Below are 24,248 nucleotides of genomic sequence, written 5' to 3' on the forward strand. Positions count from 1 at the left end.
TTATAGTATTTAACCTACTTAACCTATTTATACAATAACAAGTAAATTGTTAACAGTACAATATTTCATTATACCTCTATATCTACTTTAATTCTATTACTTTTTTATAAATTCTTTACTAATTATTTTTATATAATTTAACCCTTAAAGTTATTCTATTTTTATTTACTTCTATTTTATGTTATTGAGAATGGGTAGCACAGGAGATTCAGTAATAGAATTACAAAAGGCGCTTATAGCAAAAGGTTACAATTGTGGTTCATACGGAGCAGATGGAACTTTTGGACAAGGTACTTATAATGCAGTTGTTAAATTACAAAACGATCATGGATTATCTGCAGACGGTATTGCAGGTCCTGATGTTTGGAACGCTTTAGGTAATGGAGGTTCTGGTTCAATTTTTGTACCAGGAGCACCTGGAGTTAATAAATTTATTGCGGTTGCAAAGCAAGAGTTGTCAAAAGGATTTAGTGAACATATTATATCTAGTAATGGAGAAGGTGACAATATGACTCCATATGGTGCATGGTATGGAATGAATGGCGAACCTTGGTGTGCTATGTTTGTATCTTGGTGTGCAAATCAAGCAGGAATACTTGGAAGTGTCGTACCTATGTATGCTTATTGCCCTTATGGAAAAGATTGGTATACCGATAAAGGAAGGTACCGTTTTCCAATAATGGGATATACACCAAAGGAGGGCGATGTAGTATTTTACCAGTCAAATGGTGTAAGTTGTCATACTGGTATTGTTATAGGTTGTAATGCAAGTACACATATGATAACTACATTAGAAGGAAATGAAGCACAAGCTGTTCGCAAAGTAGAACGTTCTTATTTAAACAATTCATATGTAGACGGATTTGGTGATAATGGAGGTCCAACTGCTACTATAGAACCTACTCCTAAACTAAAAGATGTTAACTATGTATTTTATTGTGCAAATGAGCCAAGTGCAGATAATGTTGCAGGTCATACATTTGCAACACAAGCAATAATAGAGGGAAAAAAATATGAAGGTCTATACCCAGGAACAACATCTATATTAAAACCAATAAACTCTGCTAAAGATTTTGAGTTACAATGGAATAGTATGGGTTCTGGGGTTAATATCCATGCAGTTGAACTTATATTTCATGGTATAGTAATAGGTATGCCTCCGTCTAATGGTTCAGGTATGTTGCTCATGAAAGATTCTTCTGTGCTTACGGTTAGTGATACTCTTACAGGTATTATTAATATAGGCGCTGGTGACTCAGCAATAACATGGAAAATTGATGCAGAAGATGTTGCTATACCTAATTTGAAAATAAAATCAATGGATTTACTTTATTTTAGTGCTTGTAATTCTGCAAACCCTGATATTAAAAATGTAGCAAAAGCTTTTGAAAAAATTACCCACGCATCTAGCATCGTAGGTTGGGATGGCGGTGTCCTATTTAATTATAATACAAATAAAGATGAAAAAGGAGCAGATGGGAATGAATTGTTAAGTAAAAAAGGTATACCTACACAACAACCAACATGGTTTAAATACGCGCCTAAAAAATGGTTTATTATTCCTACAAGAGAAAGAGTAGGTAAGTTTACAGTTAAATAAATAAAAAAGTTCAATAGAGGAGTCAGAGCAAAAAATGCTAATGCTGAATGTAACACAATGTAATTCTGTTACATTGTGTTACATTAGAAAAAAGATCCTAAAGCATTGATACTACTGGTGTGGTTGGGCTTATACAACATGAATTCATTTCAAGCTTCGCTTGTAATGTACTTATTTATTATAAATCAACTGTTAGAGATACATAAAGGAAGATAGTAACTTGTAACGAAAGTTAAGTCAATTCGCGAAAAAAAAGCTAGAGGCAATGAAAAAATGTCGCCTATCACTGTGCAACACATTATCTTGGAGGAAGGTTCAATATAACTGGGCAGAAAGAACCACTGAAAATCGGTCTTTTACTTAACATATTTGGTGAATTACTGACTTAATGCGTATCCTGAATCGCTATTGAACTTTTGGACGATATGTGTACAGAACCCCAATGTTTTATGCTTTTTTTATGAATTTCTTATTATATAAACCTTTTATTTCAAGACCTAACCATATAAATAAAGTAGGTATAAATAAAATAATGTAAAAAACAGTATGATATATTAGTGGTGTTGTCGTTTGAAGTGCATCATGTACAGAGGAACTAATAAATATATATGGTATCCAAACATATATATTTTCAAAATAAAGTGGGAATACTACTTGATTTATTATAATAAGTGCTAAATAACATATAAAAACAGATAAAAAATTTTTAACTTTAGATTTTTCTTTAGTTAATGATATACCAGATATAATATACAAAATCATAAATAAAATTTTAATTGCACATTCAAGAGAATAAGCAGTAGATTCATACAAAGCGCCATATTCAGGCGAGTTATAAAGAATAATTGAATTAGTACAATCATATATCGAACTGTTAGCTAACATTGCAATCGCAACTGCTACTATACTGAAAATAGTTTGTATTAAAAATAATTTTATATTATTTTTTACAATGATGGGAGTATGTTTTGAATTTATTATATATATAATTAGAACAAATAAACCTATAAATATTGTTTCAGTCATAGAAAAACCTCCTTATAATAGGGGTAGGAAGAACAAAATCTCCCTACGGTCGAGTATTAAAGTGATGTTCCACTAAATAGTGTGGCATCACTTTAACGACATTTTATACACATAATGTGAAATTTCTCAGGCGTATAACATTCAAACGCTACAAAGTCAGGCACTTCTTCATATCGATATTTTTTACATTTAAAAAGTATCATTTTATCACGTTCTTGTGGTTGAAATGGTATGCTCTTAGCTTTTCAAGACACTTTTCTCTAATCTTTTCTAAAATCCGTCAGACGTACCTATATCTTCGATTTCTCTTTTCTCTACACTGCTCCATGAATAGATTTTGCTGTAGAACTATCAGCTTTAAAAACAATATGTATTTCAGAATGTATTGATATAATAAAAATTAGTTTATACTTTTAATAGTACTTACAACCGATGAAAGCTCTTTAGAAAGTTTTTTATAATTAACGTACTCAGTGTGGTCGGGAGGAAACCCTATATCCTGAGGACCACCTATAATATAAGTAACTCCCTTTGCAGTAATATATCTTTTACCTATACCATCCGACATACCTTCATCAAAATCGGGGGATTTTTTTACAATTTCAAAGAGCATACCTCCGGATATAGGATTGCTAACTGGTTTAAATTTTACAACTAACCCATTATTATTTTCTTCAACCGTATACTTATTTTTCCAAGACGCTGGGAAAGTAACAGAAATTCCCAAATTATTACTGACATATTCTTGTGGTGATGCTGAGATATTTTTTTTTGGTGAAGGCACTGTTTCTTCAGACGGTGCTGTTTGTTTTGAAGAAACTGGTTTTTCAGAAGGCACTGTTTTTGCTGAAGGAACCGTTTGTTTTGAAGAAACAGTTTTTTCAGAAGGTACCGTTTGTTTTGAGGAAACAGTTTTTTCAGAAGGTGCCTTTTGTTTTGAACAAACTGTTTTTTCTTGAGAAACATTTTCTTCAGAAGGCGTTGTTTTTTCTGGAGAAACTGTTTCTTCAGAAGAAGGCTGTGACTTCGAATCTTGTACTGCTTCAGATTTCTGTGGTTGCTGTGGTTGCTGTGGTAATGCATCCAGTGAAGTAACTGATGGTTTTGTATTTGCAGTTTTTTCACTAGATGATGACTTTGAACTAGGTGCAGTATTACTAGCAATCTTTGTGCCCATGGTGTTTTTATTTGTGGCAGTATTGTTTTTATTTGGTTGTTTTCTACCTGTTATACAAAAAGTTCCGACTAAAATAATGAATACAATAACTATTATAGACCCCCTAGTTGATTTTTTTTTAAATAATTCAATCATATTTATTCTCCTTTTAATTGTAGATTTATTATTAAACAAAGTGGTTACACCTAGAAGATTTCTTTGTGTAATATTTAGCATGGCAATATTCCTTATAATATACATTCTTAAATCTGCTTGTATATTATAAGGAATAAGCAATTTTAATAAGGGTAGCAATCTTCATTACCAACCATTATGAATCTGATATTTTAGGTAAATTTTTTATTGTTACCACCAACTGTAAGAATTAAAAATCATAACTGTTTACACTTGTATTCTACAAGCTTAGTGTAACAGAAAAATTTGCAAAGTCAATATTATTATACAGTTTATGCATTATTATACTTTCTTTACTTATTTTATAGCCGCTCCGCAGGAGATGTTTTAACTCACCGGTAACACGGCGGTTCTATAAGTAATAACAAGTACCAATATAATATTTGGTTATACTGATTAGCCCTAGATTTTCTAGGGCTTTATATGCAATATGCATAATGGGACTCTTGGATATTCTCCAACAATTTCTTTCTAAACACTTAACATGAAAAAGTTACACCATTATATATATTGTGGATAAGTAAGGGGTTAACAACTAGTCAAATTGACAGTTATTAACCCCTTACAGACATGAATCTTATTTTTTACTTCTATTTAGACATGCATCTTGTTTCTAAGATGCATGTCTAAAGTTATTTACTTTGCAAGTTCATATAATGCATGAGCATATATCTTCGCATTCGTAATTAAATTGTCTATTGTGATATATTCATTTTTTTTATGAATAGTATCTGGTTCTCCTGGGAACATTGGTCCAAAGGCTACAGTATTAGGCATTTCTTTAGCATAAGTGCCTCCACCTATGGATAGTAATTTAGCTTCTTTTCCAGTCTGCTCAGCATAAACCTTTTGAAGTGCCTTAATAATTGGACTATTTGGTGAAAAATATAATGGTTCTTGATGTTCAAACTTTTCTACCCTTATTCCAGTTCCATCGATTTTACTATTAAATGGAGTCATCATATCTTCTAATTTCTTTGTTACAGGATATCTTAAATTTAAAGTCATCGTAGCTGAATTTTCATTCATATCTACAACTCCCACATTAAATGATAACTTACCTGAATTCTCATCTTCAAGACAAACACCAAAAGATTCTCCGTGTGTTTCCATACCTATATTTTTATTTAAAAATTCTACAAATTCTGACGCATCATTTGACCCAAGATCTAATGTTCCAAGGAAAGCAAATAATTGCATTATAGCATTTTTACCAAGTTCCGGTAAACTTCCATGAGCTGCTTCGCCTATAGATTTAATTATTACCATATCTTTATTAACTACTGCAGAAAGCTTGTAATTATTATCTTTTATAAAAATCTCCAACGCTTTAACAATGCTTTGTGCGTTAGTAGCCACGATTCCTGCCTCACAATAATCAGGTACTATGTTAGATACTTGACCACCCTTAATATATTTTATAAAGTTTTCACCCTTATTCTTGATCTTAAAATCTTTTACAATGTTAAAAATAGTTATACCTTTTTCTCCATTGATTATTGGATACTCTGCATCTGGAGTAAATCCAGCAACTGGTGCTTTTTCTTTTTCTAAGTAATATTCAAGTTCCTTGCTTCCGGTTTCTTCATTAGTTCCAAATAGAACTCTAATTCTTTTAGATATAGGCAATTTCGCATCTTTAATAGCTTTTAATCCATAAAGTGTTGCCATTATTGGTCCTTTATCATCTGTAGTTCCACGTCCGTACATTTTTCCATCATGAATTTCTGCAGCATAGGGTGGATGAATCCATCCTTCACCTTCAGGAACTACATCTAGGTGACCTAATGCTACAACATAATCTTCACCTTGTCCATATTCTGCATATCCAACATAACCATCTAAGTTAACTGTATGAAAGCCTAAATTCTTTGCAGTGTTTAAAGCACATTCTAGTGATTTAGCTACTCCATCGCCAAAAGGCATTCCTGGCTTAGCTTCACCTTCTACACTCTTAATTCTTATTATTTCTTGAGTAGACTTAACAATATCCTCTTTCATAACGTCAATTAATTTATTTAATTCCATATTCGTTCCCCCCCACTTATAGTCTGAGCTTTCACGGAAACTCCTTAGCTCCTGTGATTACTCATTTTTAGTATCATTAATTTTTGTTGATTCCCCCACTTTTTTTGCATAAAACACTTGACAAGCCTGTAAAATTTTGCGGTCCTCCTCTTAAAGACATGTTTTAATAGGAGGATTATTTTATGCTTAAAAATTGGAGCTCTCATGCTGATTATCAGCAATTTATTATTTTAAATCTCTCATGTTTCTACAAAGCTTTTCCTAAAAAAATTATAGAACTTGAACCTTCTATCTCTAAGTTGTATTGCTTAGACTTAGATATTCTTAGAGAGATATTAAAACCTTATTATTCTAATATTGGTAGACCTGCAACTCTTCAACCTGAGATATTTCGTTCATTTTCTTTAATGCTTTTTCAAAAGGAAACAAGCATTACCAACTGGGTTAAAAAGATTCATGCCTGTGAGTTACTTGCAACCTGTATAGGCTGCACTAAAAATAATGTCCCATCACTTGGTGCTCATTATGATTTTATCTCTAGATTATGGCTTTCAAATCTGTCTACCGACAGGGTAAACCTAAAAAAAATATATTCGTATAAGAAGAAACCCTCTAAAATTAAGGCACCCGGGAAAAATAAAAAGCTTCCTAATAAAAAAACTGGTGTTGTTAAGAGAATTTCAGATTTTTTTGAAGCTGGTCGCTCATTTTCCCTAAGAGCCGAAAGGCTGCTTCAAAAAATATTCTCATTAGTTGCTGTAGAACCCTCTTTTAATCTTAACTTAATAGAAAAAGATAACCTTACAGTTGGCGGCGATGGTACTTGTGTTCACTGTAAGTCTTCTTACTATGGTTCTAAAGTTTGTGACTGCCGTGAAAATGGAATTTACGATTGCAAATGCCCTCGTAGACTTTCTGACATAAATGCTAATTGGGGTTGGGACAGCCATGAAAATCGTTGGTTTTATGGCTACACTCTCTATGCTTTATCTGTCTATAATAAAAAATATAAGATAGATCTACCTATTTATCTACGATTTGTAGAGGCAAGCAGACACGACAGTGTCACTGGAATAGTAGCATTAGCTGAATTTAGAGAACTGTTACCGCAGTTCACTATATCAAATTATGTTCTTGACTCAGCTAATGATAACTACCCTACATATGAATTATGTTCTAAATGGAACATTAATCCCTTTATTGATCTGAACTCCAAAAACAAAGGAAATTCAAAATATCCAGTTACTCTAGATATTAATGAAAAAGGATTTCCTATCTGTATTGGTGGCCATGAAATGGTCTATAACGGTTATGAAAAAAGTCGTTCACGCCTTAAATGGCGTTGCCCTTTAGTTTTAAAAAAGGTTGCTAGTTGCTCTTGCTGTGAACAGTGCTCACCTTCACCTTATGGGCGAGTAATCTACACTAAACCATCATGGGATTTGCGGTTGTTTACTCCTGTGCCTCGCGGCTCAAAACAATGGAAAACTATTTATAAAACTAGAACCTGCTCAGAACGTATAAACAATCGTATTCTAAATGATTATAAAATTCATACTTTACGAATACATGGTAAAAAACGTTATTCATTTATGACTATGATTGCTGGAATTAATATTCATCTAGATGCAAGACTTAAAGTTTCAGGTTTTAGTATTTTAAATTTATTAGAGTAGCTGTTTGACAATTAAGTACTTTTTTCTGAAAATTCCTGCATCGTGTAGGCTTGTTTGCTATACCTATTTTTATTCCTAACTGCTCTCTGAACATAAAATTTATAGCACTATAATGACTCTATACATAATTAAGTTTTACATATTAGTTTCCGTGACTACTCAGTCTACGTCCGCAGCTTTATCTACATTCGTAGCTTTATCTACATTCGTAGCTTAGTTAAGATATCATATTATTTATTATTATTTTTCAAAGGTAATCCATCCTTTTTGAGATAAATACCTTAGAAACATAATTAACCTATTAATAGCATTCTGCTCAGTATCATCAAATTTTTGAGCCAGAGCTAAAGCTATATCATAAACTGTTTTAGTGCCATCACAAAGTTGCCAAACCATAGAACCCATTTCATCAAGCTCTATATCATTAACTTTTGGTTTTTTTATGAGCCATCTCACAAATTTTTCTACTGGTTTATTATGGTTAAAAAACAGTTTTACTTTTTTATCACTTACAGACCATTGTTCAATCTTTCTTAATGGTCTGTAAATCATAAAATTTTCCTGTGATTTTTCTTTGTTTTTTTTATTAAACATACATTTCTCCTACAAAGAAGTTAAGAGCCATAGTGGCTCTTAACTATATTTTTTCTTTATTTTTCATTAAGTTAAATTTTGTTTATCATGTATAATTTTAACATTAAACAGTAGTTTTGTCCACTTTTGTAGCAAACATGTAGATCCATAATCCTAATCCCAAGAACATTATTGTAGCGAATTCTGGGCTTGCAGCTAAACGTGGAAATAATCTTGCTCCAAAACCTATATCTAACCAAGCAATATTGGGATATAAATTCTGAAGCGTTGCAAATCCTGCGACAACTATACCCATTAAAGCATCTCCTGCAACAAGCCCTGATGCAAGAAGTATACCTTTTTCCACTTGTACCTTTTGTTTTTCTTCATCTTTCTTGAATTTCTTTTCAACTAATATTCTAATAATCCCACCACAAAGAATAGCTGAGTTTAAATGTATTGGTAAATATATTCCAAGTGCAACTGGAAGTATTGGAATTCCTGCCATTTCACAGAATATTGCAATTGTAACTCCAACAAATACTAATGCCCATGGAAGTTCACCAGTCATTACACCTTTGATAACCATTGACATTAATGCTGCTTGAGGTGCAGCAACATCTTTGCTCCCTATAACATATGTGCTATTAAGCATTAATAATACTCCACCAGCAACCGCTGCAGCTGCAACTATTCCTAAGTACATACCAATTTGAACACTCTTTGGTGTACCACCGATTACATAAGTTGTTTTTAAACTTTGTGCAGTACCACCAGAAACACAGATAGCAACACAAACTATACCGCCTATAATAACAGCTGCGATCATTCCTTTATCACCAACGTTACCTGTAATCTTTAATATTGATGTTACAATTAACAATGTAGCTATAGTCATACCTGAAGCTGGGTTATTTGAACACCCAATTAATCCAACCATTCTAGCTGATACAACCGCGAAGAAGAATGAGAATACAACCGCAAGTATTCCACCAACTATACCAACATTAATTATTGGTAATAACCATGAAAGTAAGAATACTAATACTGCTGCGCCTACAACCCAACTTATTGGTGCATCAATGTCGGATCTTTTTTGAGCATTCGCCCCACCTGCTCCAATGCCAGACATAGCTGATTTAAAAGATTTGATGATTGTTGGAGCTGATTTTCCAAGACTTATAAATCCACCTGCTGCAACCGCACCAGCACCTATATATTTTATATAACTTTTCCAAATATCCCATGCTCCCATTTGACTAATAACTGTTACTGATGGAAATAATGGCGCTTGCAAACCATGTCCAACATACATTATTAGCGGCATAAGTCCGAACCATGCTATTAAAGAACCCCCAAACATATAAAGTGATGCTCTAACCCCGACTATATACCCAACACCTACAAGAGATGCTAACGTATCAACACCAAATAATGTTCCTTGCATAGGCTTTATCGTCCATTCGGCTTCTTCGACCCAAAATTTAAATCCACCAGAGAATAGCTTAAAAATTGCTCCCCCTGCAAGTCCTGTCAATACTGCCTTAAATCCTGAGCCACCTTCACTACCAGTTACAAGAACCTCAGCAGCTGCCATACTTTCTGGATATATAAGGGTACCATGTTCTTCTACTATTAAGAAGCGTCGTAGAGGTGTAACAAATAGCACTCCTAAAAGTCCTCCAAGTAATGTTACAACAATTATAGTAGAGAGTTTTAATTCCATACCCCAAAGTATAATTGCTGGAAGTATAAATATAATTCCGCCTGCTAGTGATTCTCCCATAGCAGCAATTGAAGATACCATATTAGCCTCTAATATGTTATTTCTTTTAAATAAACCTTTAAGTATTCCTGTAGCCAAAATTGCTCCTGGAATACCTGCTGAAATTGTCATACCTACTTTAAGTCCTAAATAAGTGTTTGCAGCCGCAAATATCATTGCAAATAACATACCCATTATTATGGATATTGCCGTAAGTTCTGGCATTGCTTGGCTCGCTGGTACAAATGGTAAATAATCATCACCTTTAATACCACCGTAAGCTGTATGAGAAAGTTTTTTTGATTCCGCCATGATATATCCCCCTCTTGATTATATATGTTAATCATCTATTAATATAATTCATAATACCATATGTTGTAATAATAACTAATATAAAAATTTATCGTATTTAACCAAATCTTCTCATTTTAATAATTTTTCAGTTAAATCCCTACAAAATGCTCGTTTTAGCTTAATATATCACTATAATTTTATTCTTAATATGGCTTTTGAAACCATACAATTTTTTTTATTCATTTTCAAATATTTAGTTAATGTAGATTTATATTACATCTTAAAGCACAAAAGAATATTGGTGTTTTTTTATCAAATATATTACCAGTAAATGTAAAGCTTTACCATGGTTTTTTTATTGCAAAACCTTTTAGCTAGAGGGATACTAAATTCAATTATTAGACTATAATATAAATTCCTAACTAATTAATTTTCAAAAAATGAAAATAGCAGATATATAAACTTGCATTTATATCCTGCTATTTTATTATTTTAATTTTCCAAATCTACTAAACGGACTAATTATAATTCCTGCCTTACCCATTATATCTTTTTTAGGTATAAAAGGTTTATCCCAATATCTTGCATCTAGAGAATCTACTCTATTGTCACCCATAAAGAAGTAACTATCTGCTGGCACTTTATATTTCCCTGTTTTACCACCTGGATATACAACATAACTTTCATTTATTTTTTTATTATTTATATATACAGATCCATCTTCTTTAACTTCTACTATATCATTTGGAAGTCCAATAAGCCTCTTTATTAAATCTTCACCCAATTCATCAGAATGAAATACTACTATATCTCCATGTTTAAGGTTATTTTTGTTATGAACTATTGTTACTAAAATCTTATCATTCAGATGTATTGTTGGTAGCATAGATCCAGTCGGAACAGTTACATTAAAGAAAACAACCTTGCGTATTACAAATGCTATTATAACGGCCACTACTATAGGTACTATCCAATCTTGAAATATTTTTTTAATAAAGTCCATAATTATCTCCTCCGAAATCTAACACATTAATATCTTATCACAATATTTACAATATATCAGTAAATAAAATTTATTTTCTTGTTAAATCATCTATTGCGGAGCTGCAATATAATTTGGTATATAAAGGTGAAAAGAGAAGCCGACCTATTAAAAGTCACTTCTCCAAATTTGACGGAAATATATAAAATTACTGTATGTACTATTCCATGCGATGCGCAAAATGTTCCATGATTTTTGCCCAAATACGTTGTGTTTCGATGAATTCAGCATAATGTTTTTCCACATTTCTATTGTATTTCTCGAGTTCTGCCAAGACATTAATAAACTCAGGCTTTCCAAAATAAGCACTGATTTTGGGCAATGTTACTCTCAGCTGCTCTTTTATCTCTCTAATCTTATCCGTGTAGTGATCTGGCTGAGTTATATAGAGCAGTAATGGCTTATAACGAATCCAACCTATACATGCATTATAAAAGCGAGTTTTAACCTTGTCCGTATCAGCTTTGATAAACTTCAATCGAATTGGGAGAACGCCTTCTAAAAGGTGATTATATGTAGAAAATCCGTCATGGAATGTGTAACATGGCACCCTCAAAACTTTTCTCTCACTTAGACATGTGCTTAAAAAAGTATCCTCCCCTCTAGCTCCTGGTGGATTGTAAAAAGGGAAAATACGCTTAGGCTCAGTTAAGTTAATACACAGATTAGCACCTGATATGAATTTGGAATGATTTATTTCTTCTACCTCTCTGGCCTCATGGCTAGTCAATGTCTTTGTGTCTGCATATGTTATCCCACCGTTTTTCATAACAGATTTCAATTTATCCCACTTAATAATATCATTACTAATAGCCTCAATAAAAGACCTAAAATCACCTTCGGTCATAGTGTCATTGAATTCCATATATGGAATTGGAGATATATAACCACAGTGATGTCCGTGGGTGATGTCTGCTTCAGTGATATTATTAAGATGTTCTGCCAAAACAAATTGACCTCCCCAAATTGCAGTATCAAGCGTATTAGTTACTGCCATCGGGTATTCGTCATCATCCAAGAAAACAAGATAATCCATTTTGTTTTTTATAGCATTATATAGCACAGCGTTACGCTTGGCTGCATATCCTTTGCCAAAAATCATTTGAGTCTCCTCAAAACTAATGACGTTTTCTCTAATTAAATAATCAATTTCTTCTTTTATAGCAACGCTTCCAATAAATTTACTACTATCAATCTGCTTTACCAAATCGGGATGTACATTTGTGTAATCAGTTATTTCAGTTTTATTATAATGAAGATCATAGGCAACAAAAAGGTTTAAACTTAATCTTTTATCTGCTACCAAGCCAGATTCCTTCCAATTGCTTATGTTAGTTCTCAGCACCTTTTGAAAACTCTTTCTTCCCGTCGCAAAACCTATTCCAACTTTAATCTCTTTGACGTTCGGCATTTAATCACTCCCTTTTATGAAAACCTTATGGTAAAGTCTTTCTCTATTGTATATTATACCACAACTTTCCCATAAAATCTCAAATAGCATTTGCTATTTTACGTTAGGCCAAATAATGCCACTTTCAGTTTATATTTACCAATCTAATTTAATTAATTGCATATTTAAATTAGATATAATAATTTAGGGACTGTAGATAGATTTGTAAAAACTAATCTATCTACAGTCCCTTCGCTACCAGACTATTTTCTCTCTATCCTCGCAACGCACTCTACATGAGCCGTCTGTGGAAACATATCCACAGGTTGAATTTCTAAAGTTTTATATCCAAGTTCATCTAAAATCCCAAGATCTCGAGCTAAAGTGCCTGGATCACAAGAGACATATACTATAGTTTTAGGCTTCATACTACTAATTGCTTCTAAAAGAGTTTTGTCACAACCCTTTCTTGGCGGGTCAACTACCACAACATCAGCTTTTACTCCCTTATGAAGAAGCTCTGGGATAATTTTTTCTGCCTCGCCTACTATAAACTCTGTATTAGATATCTTGTTTTCTTTTGCATTTATTTTAGCATTTTCAATGGCCTCGGGTATTATCTCTACTCCATATACTTTTTTAGCCTTCTGAGATAAAAATAAGGATATAGTGCCTGTACCACAATAAGCATCAAGCACCACTTCTCCACCACTTAAATTTGCATACTCTAGTGCTTTACTGTACAGCACTTTTGTTTGTATTGAATTAACTTGAAAAAAGGATAGTGGAGAAACTTCAAATTTAAATTCCCCTATGTAATCTGTTATAGTATCTTTTCCCCATAGAGTTACGCATTTCGCTCCTAATATTACATTTGTTTTTTCACTATTAATATTTTGGATTACACTCACTAATCCTTTGATTTTTTTAGTCATTAAGGCTATAAATTCTTCTTTGTAAAGAAGTGTTTTACCATTAGTAACTAATACCACCATTACTTCTCCAGTCTCAATCCCTTTTCTAATCATAATATGTCGAAGATTGCCTTGGTGATTTTCCTCATTATAACACTCGATATTAAACTCTTTTATCCATTGTCTTGTTAGCTTTACCACAAGATCTGCAACTGTATCTTGAATATGGCAATTTTCCATATTTATTATGTCATGACTTCTTTGCGCATAAAACCCAATATTCACTATAGAATTTATATTGCTAACAGGTAGTTGAACCTTATTTCTATAATTATAAGGACGCTCCATGCCTATTGTAGAATGTACTATGACCTCTTCTAATTTCCCTATCCTATTTATAACCTGTACTACTCTATTAGTTTTAAAATCCAATTGGGCCTTATAGTCTATATGTTGCACGTTACAACCGCCACAGTTCTTGTATATACTGCAAACTGGATCTATTCTACTTGCTGATTCCTCAATTATCTCTAATAGTTTACCAAAAGCAAAGTTTTTAGAAACCTTAACAATTTTTATTTTTACCACTTCACCTATAATTGCACCAGCTACAAAAACGGTAAAATTATCTATTTTGCCTACACCTTCGCCCTCATATCCCATATTATCTATTGTCATTATATAATCTTCATTTTTTTTAACAGGAATAATATAATCATCAAACTTTCTCTTACTTTTCATTGTTTTTCCTCCCTAATTCTACCTTATCCTCTTTACTAAAGCACATGAAAATAAATAGCAAGCAAGCTATGCTCGTATATTTACTCCCATGTGCTTATTAATTTTGATTTTATAATACCTAAAAAATGCCTACATCACAATTTAAAAAAATTCTATTATTCTTTAAAAGTCTCACATTGTGTTTTTTCAGTAGTTAAAGCACCTGTACCATTAACCATAATATTATCTGCAGCACATAAATTTTCTCTATTGTGTATACAATTTTTAGCAATGCATCTAATATTTGGACTCATCTCTATAGAGTCACTATTAAATACTTGTTTAAATTCACCAACTACATTCATATTAAGTACATTAGTTAATGAATTCTTTAATCCTTTTTCAGCAAATGTTTCACACTTCGTTGCCTCACTACTATGAGCATTTGACCCCGAGACATCGATAGTACTAGCTGAGCAAATTCCTGACATATTATTGACGCAATTTGTTGCGCTGCAACTTAGCGTTCCGCTCATGTTTATCACTCCCACTACTTATTTCTTATTATAATCTGTAGCTTTAGCTTTTATTATACTATAAAAATGAAAAATAAGTATAATAATTATTATTTTGCGAAAGCTGTTTCTTATATAATAAAAAAAAGCACCATGTAGGTGCTAAAAAAAAAAAATCAGTTGCCATGTTGTTTTGTTTACACTTATAACTATATCCATATTTGTTTTCAATATACATGTCTATTGAAATTTTAAAAAAAGATTGCCAGTTAACTGACAATCTCTTGAGCTATAAACTCATTTTTTTTAGTTTTTTACATTAGCCCTACCACTATACACAATGCCTCTAGCTGCATCCATTGTTATAAATGAACCAGTTTTAATAACTTCTTCTGCTCCTATTGCACTATATATTATTGGAATTTCTCTTGATGTACATTCAATAACAACACTTGAACTTAATTCATCTTCTTCTACAATAATTCCTGAAACTCTATCTAATATGTCAATATATTCTCTATTTAATGTTTTCATTACTAAAATGTCTCCATCTCTCATAGTGTCTTTAGCTTCTTTTGCACTTTTTACATAATAAGCTGTACCACAAGCTGAAGCACTTATATTTCCCTTACCTTGAAGTAATATATCACCAACAATATGAACTTTCATCATATTTGTACTACCTACATAATTTGCTGGAATTCCAGCAGCAATAACTACTAAATCTCCCTTTTCTACATAACCTTCTTTTAAAGCAATATTTACAGATTTATCTATAAGTTCATCTGTAGATTCTACCTTCTCTTCACATATTGCAACTACACCCCAGTTTAATGCAAGACTTCTAGCTATCTTTTCATAAGGAGTAACAGCTATAACAGGGCATTCTGGTCTGTAAGCTGAAACTTTTTTAGCTGTACTACCACTTTGAGTTGCAGTAATAATAGCTGAAGCCTTAAGTTCCATAGCTGTATTGCAAGTAGCTAAACTAATGGCATTTGGTACATTAGGAATGTGATATTTGCCCTTATTCTTTAAATTCTCTTCGTAATTAAGAGCATTTTCAGCAGCTTTTGCTATTTTAGACATTATAGTTACTGCCTCTACAGGGTATTTACCATTAGCAGTTTCACCACTGAGCATTATAGCATCTGTACCATCGAATATTGCATTTGCAACATCTGATGACTCGGCTCTAGTTGGTCTTGGATTTCTCATCATAGAATCTAACATTTGAGTAGCTGTTATAACTGCCTTTCCAGCAGCATTACACTTTTGGATAATCATTTTTTGAACTATTGGAACTTCTTCAGTAGGGATTTCAACTCCTAAATCTCCTCTTGCAACCATAATACCATCAGAGAATTTAATAATATCATCAATATTATTAACCCCTTCTCTATTTTCGATCTTAGAGAAAATTTGTATATCTCCGCCACCATTTTCGTTAAGTACACATCTTATATCAAGTACATCTGATGCTTTTCTTATAAAAGATGCTGCAACAAAATCAACACCTTGCTCAGCTCCAAATTTTAAATCACTGATATCTTGCTCTGTAAGTGCAGGTAAGTTTATTGAAACACCAGGCACATTAACTCCTTTATGGTTACCTATCATACCAGTATTTGCAACCTTGCAATGTATTCTTTTACCTTTTACTTGTTCTACAATAAGTCCAACTAAACCATCATCTATTAGTATAGTATCATTGGGTTTAACATCTTCATATAATTTATTGTATGTTACTGAACAAATAGTTTCATCTCCAACAACTTCTTCACCACAAACAACAGTAAATTTTGCGCCTTCCTTTAATTCAACTTTACCAGCTGCAAAATTTCCTGTTCTGATTTCTGGTCCCTTAGTGTCTAGTATTATAGCAATATGTTTATTAAGCTCTGATCGTAGCTCTTTTACTAAGTCCATTCTTATCTTATGTTCTGCATGATCTCCGTGAGAAAAATTATGCCTTGAAGCATCCATTCCCGCATCAATTAAGCTTTTTATAGTTTCACTATTGTCACTTGCTGGCCCTACTGTACAGATAATTTTAGTTTTTTTCATAAATTACTCCTCTTATTGTTAGTTTTTTTTATTTAATACATTATTACGTTGTCTTATATTTAAATCCCTTAGCAGATGCGCAACTCTGAAAGAGATGATTACAGCTCTACAAGAGATGATTAACAGCTCTGGAAAAGAGATTATTAGTAAGAAAGAATTTTTGAAATATGATAAAGTCTTTCATTAAATTTTCTTGGTATTTCTAATGCTTCATTGATGTCTTCATCCATTATTTTGCCATCTTTCATACCAATTACTCTTCCTGATTTACCTTCTATAAGAACTTCTACAGCTGCTACTCCCATTCTTGAAGCAAGCATTCTATCAAAGGCACTTGGGCTTCCACCTCTTTGAATATGGCCGAGTATTGTAGCTCTTGATTCAATTCCTGTTGTTTCTTCTACTTGCTTTGCAAGTTCATTTGCTCCGCCTACACCTTCAGCAAGAATTATCAGATTGTGCATTTTGCCTCTTAGTTTACCTTCAAATATAGTTTTACATAAACCATCTATTTCATACCCTTTTTCAGGAATAATAACTTCTTCAGCCCCTCCGCCAATACCAGCGCATAAGGCTATATCTCCACAATTTCTTCCCATTACTTCAACTACACTAACTCTTTCATGAGAACTTGATGTATCTCTTATTTTATTTATAGCATCTAGTACTGTATTTAGTGCTGTATCAAATCCTATAGAATATTCACTATAAGGCAGATCATTATCAATAGTTCCAGGTATACCAACCGTTGCAATACCTAAATCTGATAAAAGTTGTGCTCCTTTGAAAGAACCATCTCCTCCAATTACTACTAATCCATCAATCCCAAATACTCTTAATACATTAACTGCCTTTGCTCTTCCAGCTTCTGTTTTAAATTCTTCACAACGGGCAGTTCTAAGAATAGTTCCACCTCTATGTATTATATCCGAAACAGAATGTCTATCCATATCAAAAATTTCACCGTTTATAAGGCCACTATATCCTCTTTTTACGCCCATAACTCTTATGCCTTTAAATATGCCCATTCTAACTACTGCTCTAATGGCTGCATTCATTCCCGGTGCGTCGCCTCCACTTGTTAATACCGCAATTGTTTTCATAAAAATAACCTCCTTGTTGTTCTCTGTCTAAGATATCAACTATTGATTGTTACCTTATTGTACCAGCGGGGCAAGTATAGTCCCACTGTAATTATAATATATTTATGTTTCCAAACAAAACATTACTACTAATTTTAAAATACCTTTATAGTCTAATATTATACAAATTTCTCGAAATATTCAACATTTTATATGAAAAAAAATATTTTTTTATTAAATGTTATAGTATTAACACTTTGTAAACCTTTTATTGAATAAAAACGGGAGAAAAAAAACATTGCTCCCATTATTTTACCATTATGTGGTGTTATTTATTGTACTTTTATGTTATTTTCCCCAAATATACTTCTCAGAAGTATCATAGTATCTGTTTCTTCACTTAACCACAACCCTTTATCTACAGCGTACATTTTTCTTGGCTCTTTTGTACAAAGATATACAGGAGTATTCCCTCTGTAAATAGCTAAATTCTGTTTTAATTTTTTTAGTGCATCCTTCATCATAAGTTCATTTTCTATTAGGATATAAATTTTTTCACTGTTAATCTTTAGGAGTGGTTTAATATCTTCACATAATATCTTTGGTTGCTCTTCTTCCCTAATGCTAACTCTACCTTTTAGTATTACTATTTCATCCTCTTCCATTAATGATTTATATTTTTCAAATGTCCTCGGAAAAACTATTACTTCCACACTTGCGTATAAATCCTCCAAATTAATAAAAGCCATCATATCATTATTCTTTGTAACCTTCTTATTAACAAATGATATTATACCACCAATAATAACTTTATCACCATCTTTAAGTTTAAAGCTTTCACCTAACATGTCATCGCCTTCTTCAAGGCTTTCCTCTGCTACAATATCAGAAATTCTTGTATTAGTTTGTATTTTAAGTGTCTCTTCATATTCATCCAGTGGATGACCAGATAAATATATCCCCGTCATTTCTTTTTCCATAGCTAAAAGATGTTTCTTTTTAAATTCTTTAATATTAGGATACTCTATTTCAAAATTATTATAAGTATTTTCAAAATCTAAAAATAAATTTATTTGCCCCTCAATATTTCTCTTCCTATCATTATTTACTCCATCTAATACTTTTTCATAGATTGCTAGTAGTTGTGACCTGTGAATTTTGAAATCATCAAATGCTCCTGCCTTTATAAGACTTTCTACTGCTCTCTTACTTACACAGGAAGTATCTATTTTATTACAAAAATCCATAAAACCGGTGAAATCACCTTTTTCTTCTCTGTTTCGCACAATGCTATCTATCACATTTACCCCTACATTTTTTAAAGCTGTAAGACCAAATCTTATAGTATCACCTTTTACAGTAAACCCCGCAAAGCTTTCATTTATACTAGGAGGCAGCACTCCAATGTTAATTTGCACTGCATATCTAGTATAGAAGGCTATTTTCTCACTACTACCCTTTACACTATTCAGCATAGCAGCTATAAATTCTGTTGGATAATAACACATTAAATATGCTGTTTCATATCCCACAACTGCATAGGCTGCCGCATGAGATTTATTAAAAGCGTATGACGCAAAATCCATCATTTGATCAAATATGCGGTTTGCTGCCAACTCTGTAATACCATTTCGAAGACAACCTTCAACTTCTATATTGCCAGCCTCGTCCACTATCCCATGGATGAAATTATATCTTTCCTCTTCCATAACTTTATGCTTCTTTTTAGACATTGCACGACGGACAAGATCAGATCTTCCCATTGAATACCCAGCAAGCTTTCTAACAATTTCCATAACTTGTTCTTGATATACCATTACGCCATATGTAACGCCTAAAATTTCTTCGAGTTGTGGAGTTTCATATTCCACCTTATCCATGCTATTTTTATTTCTTATATAACGTGGAATTTCGGCCATTGGGCCCGGCCTGTATAAACTTATACCTGCAATAATATCTTCTAAATTATCTGGCTTTAGTTCCTTCATAAAGCTAGTCATTCCTGCAGATTCAAGTTGAAATATCCCTACAGTCTTTCCTTCTCCGATCATCTTGTAGACCTTGTGGTCCTCAATGTCTAAATTGTCTATATCTATAGATACATTCCTATTTTCTTTAACGAAGTCTACACAATCCCTCATAACTGTAAGTGTACGAAGTCCCAGAAAATCCATTTTTAAAAGACCAAGTTCCTCAAGGGTTCCCATAGGAAATTGTGTTACTATCATTTCATCATTTTTCTGAAGAGGAACATAACTTACTAGAGGTTTTGACGCAATAACTACTCCTGCTGCGTGAGTGGAACTATGTCTTGGAAGTCCCTCTAATGCTTTTGCTACATCTATAAGCGCTTCAACTCGATTATCATCTTCATATAATACTCTGAGCTCTGCATTCATTTCAATAGCCTTATTTATAGTTATACCAATTACAGTTGGTATCATCTTAGCAATTCTATCTACCTCCGCATAGGAATAGCTCATAGCCCTTCCTACATCTCTTATGCATGCTCTAGGAGCCATTGTTCCAAATGTTATAATTTGTGATACGTTATCTGATCCATATTTTTGTACTACATAATCAATTACTGCTTGGCGTCCCTCATAACAGAAATCAGAATCTATATCTGGCATTGAAACTCTTTCAGGATTTAAAAATCTTTCAAAAATAAGACTATATTTAATAGGGTCTATCTTGGTTATGTCCAAGGTAAAAGCAACTATTGAACCTGCCGCAGAGCCCCTGCCAGGACCTGTCGGAATATCATGCTCTACTGCAAACTTTATAAAATCCCATACTATAAGAAAATAATCTACGTACCCCATTTGTTTTATTATATTGAGTTCATATTCAAGTCTATCTACGTACAACTTAGCGAATACATTTCCATCCGCTATTTCATTTATATATTCTATAGAAAAACCATTAATCATTACGTCACTAAATACATCATACCGCGTTACCATACCTTTGTAGCAGTTTTCTCTTAGGTATTCGTATGGTTCTACCCCAGGAGGTAATGGAAATTTTGGAAGCTTTGACACATGAAATTCATAATCAAAGTTACACTGCTCTGCAATTTTGACTGTATTGCTAAGCGCTTCTGGGACATATGCAAAGTTCTTTTTCATTTCCCCTGGAGCTTTTAAATAAAATTGATCTGAAGGGTATCTCATTCTGTTTTCTTCATCAACAGTTTTCGCTGTTTGGATGCAGAGTAGCACATCATGAGCCTTAGAATCCTCTTGCTCAATATAGTGAGTATCATTAGTACAAATTAATGGAATCCCTGTGTCTTTTGACAACTTAACTAAAAGCTCATTTACCTTAAACTGTTCCTGCATACCATGATATTGTAATTCTAAGTAGAAACCATCTTTAAATATTTCACTATATTTTAACGCTATAACCTTTGCTTTTTCATAATTATCTTTTAGAAGAAGGCTCTGAATCTCACCACCAAGACAAGCGCTACTTGCAATTAACCCTTCACTATGCTTTGATAAAAATTCAAAATCAACTCTTGGTTTATAATAAAAACCCTTAATTGAGGCAGCCGATACTATCTGCATCAAATTTTCATACCCCAATAAATTCTTGACTAAAAGCACTAAATGATGAGTACTATTATCCCTATCAGCTTCTTTTATATTCATAGATTTAGCCGCTACATATATTTCGCAACCAATAATAGGCTTAATTCCCTGCTCTTTTGCCTGCTTATAAAATTCCACACATCCATACATTACTCCATGGTCTGTTATAGCGATACTCTTCATGCCAAGCTTCTTGGTTTTAGAAATAAGATCTTTAATCTTTCCCGAACCATCCAGCAGGCTATACTCTGTATGCACATGAAGATGCACGAAACTTCCTAAGTCCTCTTTTTCTTTTATAGCTAGTTCTTGGTTCACATTTTCACTTCCCTTCAACTTTAGAATTATTTACAAAATACCCTTGCAGAAATCATAGCCTTTGCCACAGGTTCCTTAAATGCATTGTACATACTAATTTCAACCTTAGAAAAGTGTCTTCCTTTATCCACAATTTGTGCATATATATCAATATCACTACCCATTTGTACAGGCTTCATAAAATATGCCATAATACTATCTACTGAAATATTAATATTATTATTCTGTCTTAATGCCATTATACCCATTGTTGATAATAGCATATTAAGTGAACTCCAAGAAGCAGTACCAAAATGGTCTAGCATTTGAGGAATAATCTGGCCATTAAAGTGTAAATCATCGCCCTCATGTAAACATATGAAATTTCTTAAAATAAGATCTTCTATAGTTTCCGCAACTTGTGGCTGCCTTAATGCAAACTCCATCGCCTTTATAACATCTTCTATACTTAGAACTCCTACTAGTTTTTTCTTATTAAGTACAGGACAAATCTTTATACCATCCCATCCCATAATATGAGCAGCATAAGCTACAGTTGTTTTCGGTGTTACACTTATAGTATTTTTATTCATAACCTTATGTATTAGTTCATTTTCATCATCATGCCCTTGCAAATCTCTTAAAGTAACTATGCCAATAAGCTTCATATTCTCGTCCACCACGGGATATCTCTCATGATTAGTTTCAAACATTAATTTTCTCCAAGTAGCAATAGTATCGGTCCCTTTTAAATACTTAACATTAACTTCCATTACATCTTCAGCTAAAATAATTTCCTTCTTAATCATACTTTCATAAATAGCTTTATTTATCATGCTTGCTACTGTAAAAGTATCATATGTTGAAGATAATACAGGAATACCTTTTTTATTTGCCAATGCCTTTACTTTTTCACTACAATCAAACCCTCCAGTAATTAGTACCGCTGACTCATTTTCAAGTGCAAGCTGTTGTGCTTCTTCGCGGTTTCCAACAATAAGTAAGTAACCCGGTCTTATATATTTGCTTATTGATTCAACATCCATTGCCCCTATTATAAATTTATTTAAGCTTCTATTTATGCCTTCTTTTCCGCCTAAAATCGTTGCATCAAGGATGCTTATAACTTCAGCATAAGTCAACGTTTCAATATTTTTTTTATTTACCTTTTCAACTCTTACGGTTCCAACCCTTGGCACGGTATTAACAATGCCTAGGTTTTCAGCTTCTTTTATAGCTCTATAAGCTGTACCCTCGCTAAGCCCTAATTTACAACCGAGACCCCTTACTGAGATTTTAGTTCCAATCGAAAGGGAAAGAATATAGTTAATAACTTCTTCATGCTTTGACATTATATAATTTACCTTCCTTCTTTCCTTAGTTCTTCAGCAATTTTCTCTATTCTTCTTAATCTATGATTAATCCCAGATTTACCTACTGGCGGCTCAAGTATTGCGCCAAGTTCCTTTAGTGATTCATCTGGGTATTCTAGTCTTAACTCAGCAATTTCCCTTAAATTTTTTGGTAATCTTTGAAGCCCTATTTCCATTTGTATTAATTTAATACTTTCCACTTGTCTTACTGACGCATTTACTGTTTTACTAAGATTTGCCGTTTCGCAGTTCACAAGCCTATTTACATTGTTTCTCATTTCCTTCATTATTCTTACATTTTCTAGAAATAATAATGAGTTATGTGCACCAATTATATTGAGGAGGTCTACAATCTGCTCACCCTCTTTAATATAAATTACGTAACTGCTTTTTCTTTGTATTATTTTTGATAATAGTCCATAGCTATTAATAAGAGTGCATAGTTCCTCTGCATAGTCATTATCATGCGTAACGAACTCTACATGGTAGTTTTTTTCTGGATTACTAATACTTCCACCACCTAGAAAAGCTCCCCTTATATATTTACGCTTGCACTCTTCAGCATCAATTAGTCTTTCAGGTATAGTATAATCTATTGAAAAAAAGTTCTCATCCTCGAGGACTGCCACTTGCTTTAATAAATCTTTAACACCCATTTCTTCAGTAATTATAACCACATAAACATTCTTTTTCTTAAGTGAATTACTTCTCTTAACTAGTAATCTAGGATGAATATTAAAATGTTCCTTTAATAATTTAAATATAAGTCTTGCTATTGCAGGATTCTCAGTAGTTATTTGGAAATTAACTTGTTTATTTGAACCAAGTCCAATAGTTCCACTAACCTTCATTATAGCAGCCAGCTCAGACACCGCTTCTTTCTTACTCATTTCTGTAAATCTACAAATTTCATTTTTAACCTTAGACGAAAATGACATT

Annotated in this window: 16 protein-coding genes; 2 read left to right on the forward strand and 14 right to left on the reverse strand. The window is 32.8% G+C overall.

The features are described from left to right. Nucleotides 1-190 precede the first annotated feature (190 nt). Nucleotides 191-1,600 (forward strand): peptidoglycan-binding protein, encoded by a 1,410-nt coding sequence (locus ACWJKS_RS15580; protein WP_462959926.1) that lies wholly within the window; start codon nucleotides 191-193, stop codon nucleotides 1,598-1,600. A gap of 447 nt (nucleotides 1,601-2,047) precedes the next feature. Here ACWJKS_RS15580 and ACWJKS_RS15585 read toward each other — a convergent pair whose 3' ends face one another. The 3 genes from ACWJKS_RS15585 to pepV form a co-directional block, all read right to left on the reverse strand. Continuing rightward, a complete protein-coding gene (locus ACWJKS_RS15585; RefSeq protein ID WP_462959927.1) occupies nucleotides 2,048-2,626 on the reverse strand; it encodes a hypothetical protein in 579 nt (192 codons plus the stop codon). Nucleotides 2,627-3,026: 400 nt separating this feature from the next. After that, entirely contained in the window at nucleotides 3,027-3,938 is a 912-nt protein-coding gene (locus ACWJKS_RS15590) for a hypothetical protein (protein ID WP_462959928.1), read from the reverse strand. Between the two features lie 675 nt (nucleotides 3,939-4,613). Beyond that, entirely contained in the window at nucleotides 4,614-6,005 is a 1,392-nt protein-coding gene (gene pepV / locus ACWJKS_RS15595) for a dipeptidase PepV (protein WP_462959929.1), read from the reverse strand. Nucleotides 6,006-6,187: 182 nt separating this feature from the next. Here pepV and ACWJKS_RS15600 point away from each other — a divergent pair, with 182 nt between their 5' ends. Continuing rightward, nucleotides 6,188-7,681, forward strand: coding sequence for a hypothetical protein (locus tag ACWJKS_RS15600; RefSeq protein WP_462959674.1), 1,494 nt, complete (start codon nucleotides 6,188-6,190; stop codon nucleotides 7,679-7,681). 240 nt (nucleotides 7,682-7,921) lie between these two features. On the opposite strand, the gene ACWJKS_RS15605 is transcribed toward ACWJKS_RS15600, so the two are convergent. From ACWJKS_RS15605 to whiA, 11 genes are all read right to left on the reverse strand, one after another. Continuing rightward, nucleotides 7,922-8,275 carry a PqqD family protein gene (locus ACWJKS_RS15605; RefSeq protein ID WP_462958993.1) on the reverse strand — a complete coding sequence of 118 codons (354 nt, stop codon included), beginning with the start codon at nucleotides 8,273-8,275 and terminating at the stop codon, nucleotides 7,922-7,924. Between the two features lie 103 nt (nucleotides 8,276-8,378). After that, nucleotides 8,379-10,331: an OPT family oligopeptide transporter gene (locus tag ACWJKS_RS15610; RefSeq protein WP_462958992.1), complete on the reverse strand. Its 1,953-nt coding sequence runs from the start codon at nucleotides 10,329-10,331 to the stop codon at nucleotides 8,379-8,381. A gap of 469 nt (nucleotides 10,332-10,800) precedes the next feature. Then, nucleotides 10,801-11,316, reverse strand: a complete 516-nt coding sequence (gene lepB / locus ACWJKS_RS15615) for a signal peptidase I (protein WP_216302655.1) — start codon at nucleotides 11,314-11,316, stop codon at nucleotides 10,801-10,803. A 199-nt stretch (nucleotides 11,317-11,515) separates the two neighbouring features. Beyond that, a complete protein-coding gene (locus ACWJKS_RS15620; protein WP_216302654.1) occupies nucleotides 11,516-12,766 on the reverse strand; it encodes a hypothetical protein in 1,251 nt (416 codons plus the stop codon). Between the two features lie 242 nt (nucleotides 12,767-13,008). Further along, on the reverse strand, nucleotides 13,009-14,400 hold the full coding sequence (rlmD, locus tag ACWJKS_RS15625; RefSeq protein WP_462959930.1) for a 23S rRNA (uracil(1939)-C(5))-methyltransferase RlmD: 1,392 nt from the start codon (nucleotides 14,398-14,400) through the stop codon (nucleotides 13,009-13,011). A 155-nt stretch (nucleotides 14,401-14,555) separates the two neighbouring features. Continuing rightward, on the reverse strand, nucleotides 14,556-14,915 hold the full coding sequence (locus tag ACWJKS_RS15630; RefSeq protein WP_462959931.1) for a DUF1540 domain-containing protein: 360 nt from the start codon (nucleotides 14,913-14,915) through the stop codon (nucleotides 14,556-14,558). Nucleotides 14,916-15,200: 285 nt separating this feature from the next. Beyond that, a complete protein-coding gene (gene pyk / locus ACWJKS_RS15635) occupies nucleotides 15,201-16,961 on the reverse strand; it encodes a pyruvate kinase (protein ID WP_216302647.1) in 1,761 nt (586 codons plus the stop codon). A gap of 143 nt (nucleotides 16,962-17,104) precedes the next feature. Further along, complete coding sequence (gene pfkA, locus ACWJKS_RS15640; protein WP_220320111.1) at nucleotides 17,105-18,064, reverse strand: 6-phosphofructokinase; 960 nt, start codon at nucleotides 18,062-18,064, stop codon at nucleotides 17,105-17,107. Between the two features lie 311 nt (nucleotides 18,065-18,375). Further along, nucleotides 18,376-21,957 (reverse strand): DNA polymerase III subunit alpha, encoded by a 3,582-nt coding sequence (locus tag ACWJKS_RS15645; protein ID WP_462952759.1) that lies wholly within the window; start codon nucleotides 21,955-21,957, stop codon nucleotides 18,376-18,378. Between the two features lie 26 nt (nucleotides 21,958-21,983). Next, nucleotides 21,984-23,288: a DRTGG domain-containing protein gene (locus tag ACWJKS_RS15650; protein ID WP_462959932.1), complete on the reverse strand. Its 1,305-nt coding sequence runs from the start codon at nucleotides 23,286-23,288 to the stop codon at nucleotides 21,984-21,986. Between the two features lie 8 nt (nucleotides 23,289-23,296). Further along, on the reverse strand, nucleotides 23,297-24,247 hold the full coding sequence (gene whiA, locus ACWJKS_RS15655; RefSeq protein WP_165412424.1) for a DNA-binding protein WhiA: 951 nt from the start codon (nucleotides 24,245-24,247) through the stop codon (nucleotides 23,297-23,299). Nucleotide 24,248 lies beyond the last annotated feature (1 nt).

The sequence above is a fragment of the Clostridium sp. CM038 genome (assembly GCF_055081105.1).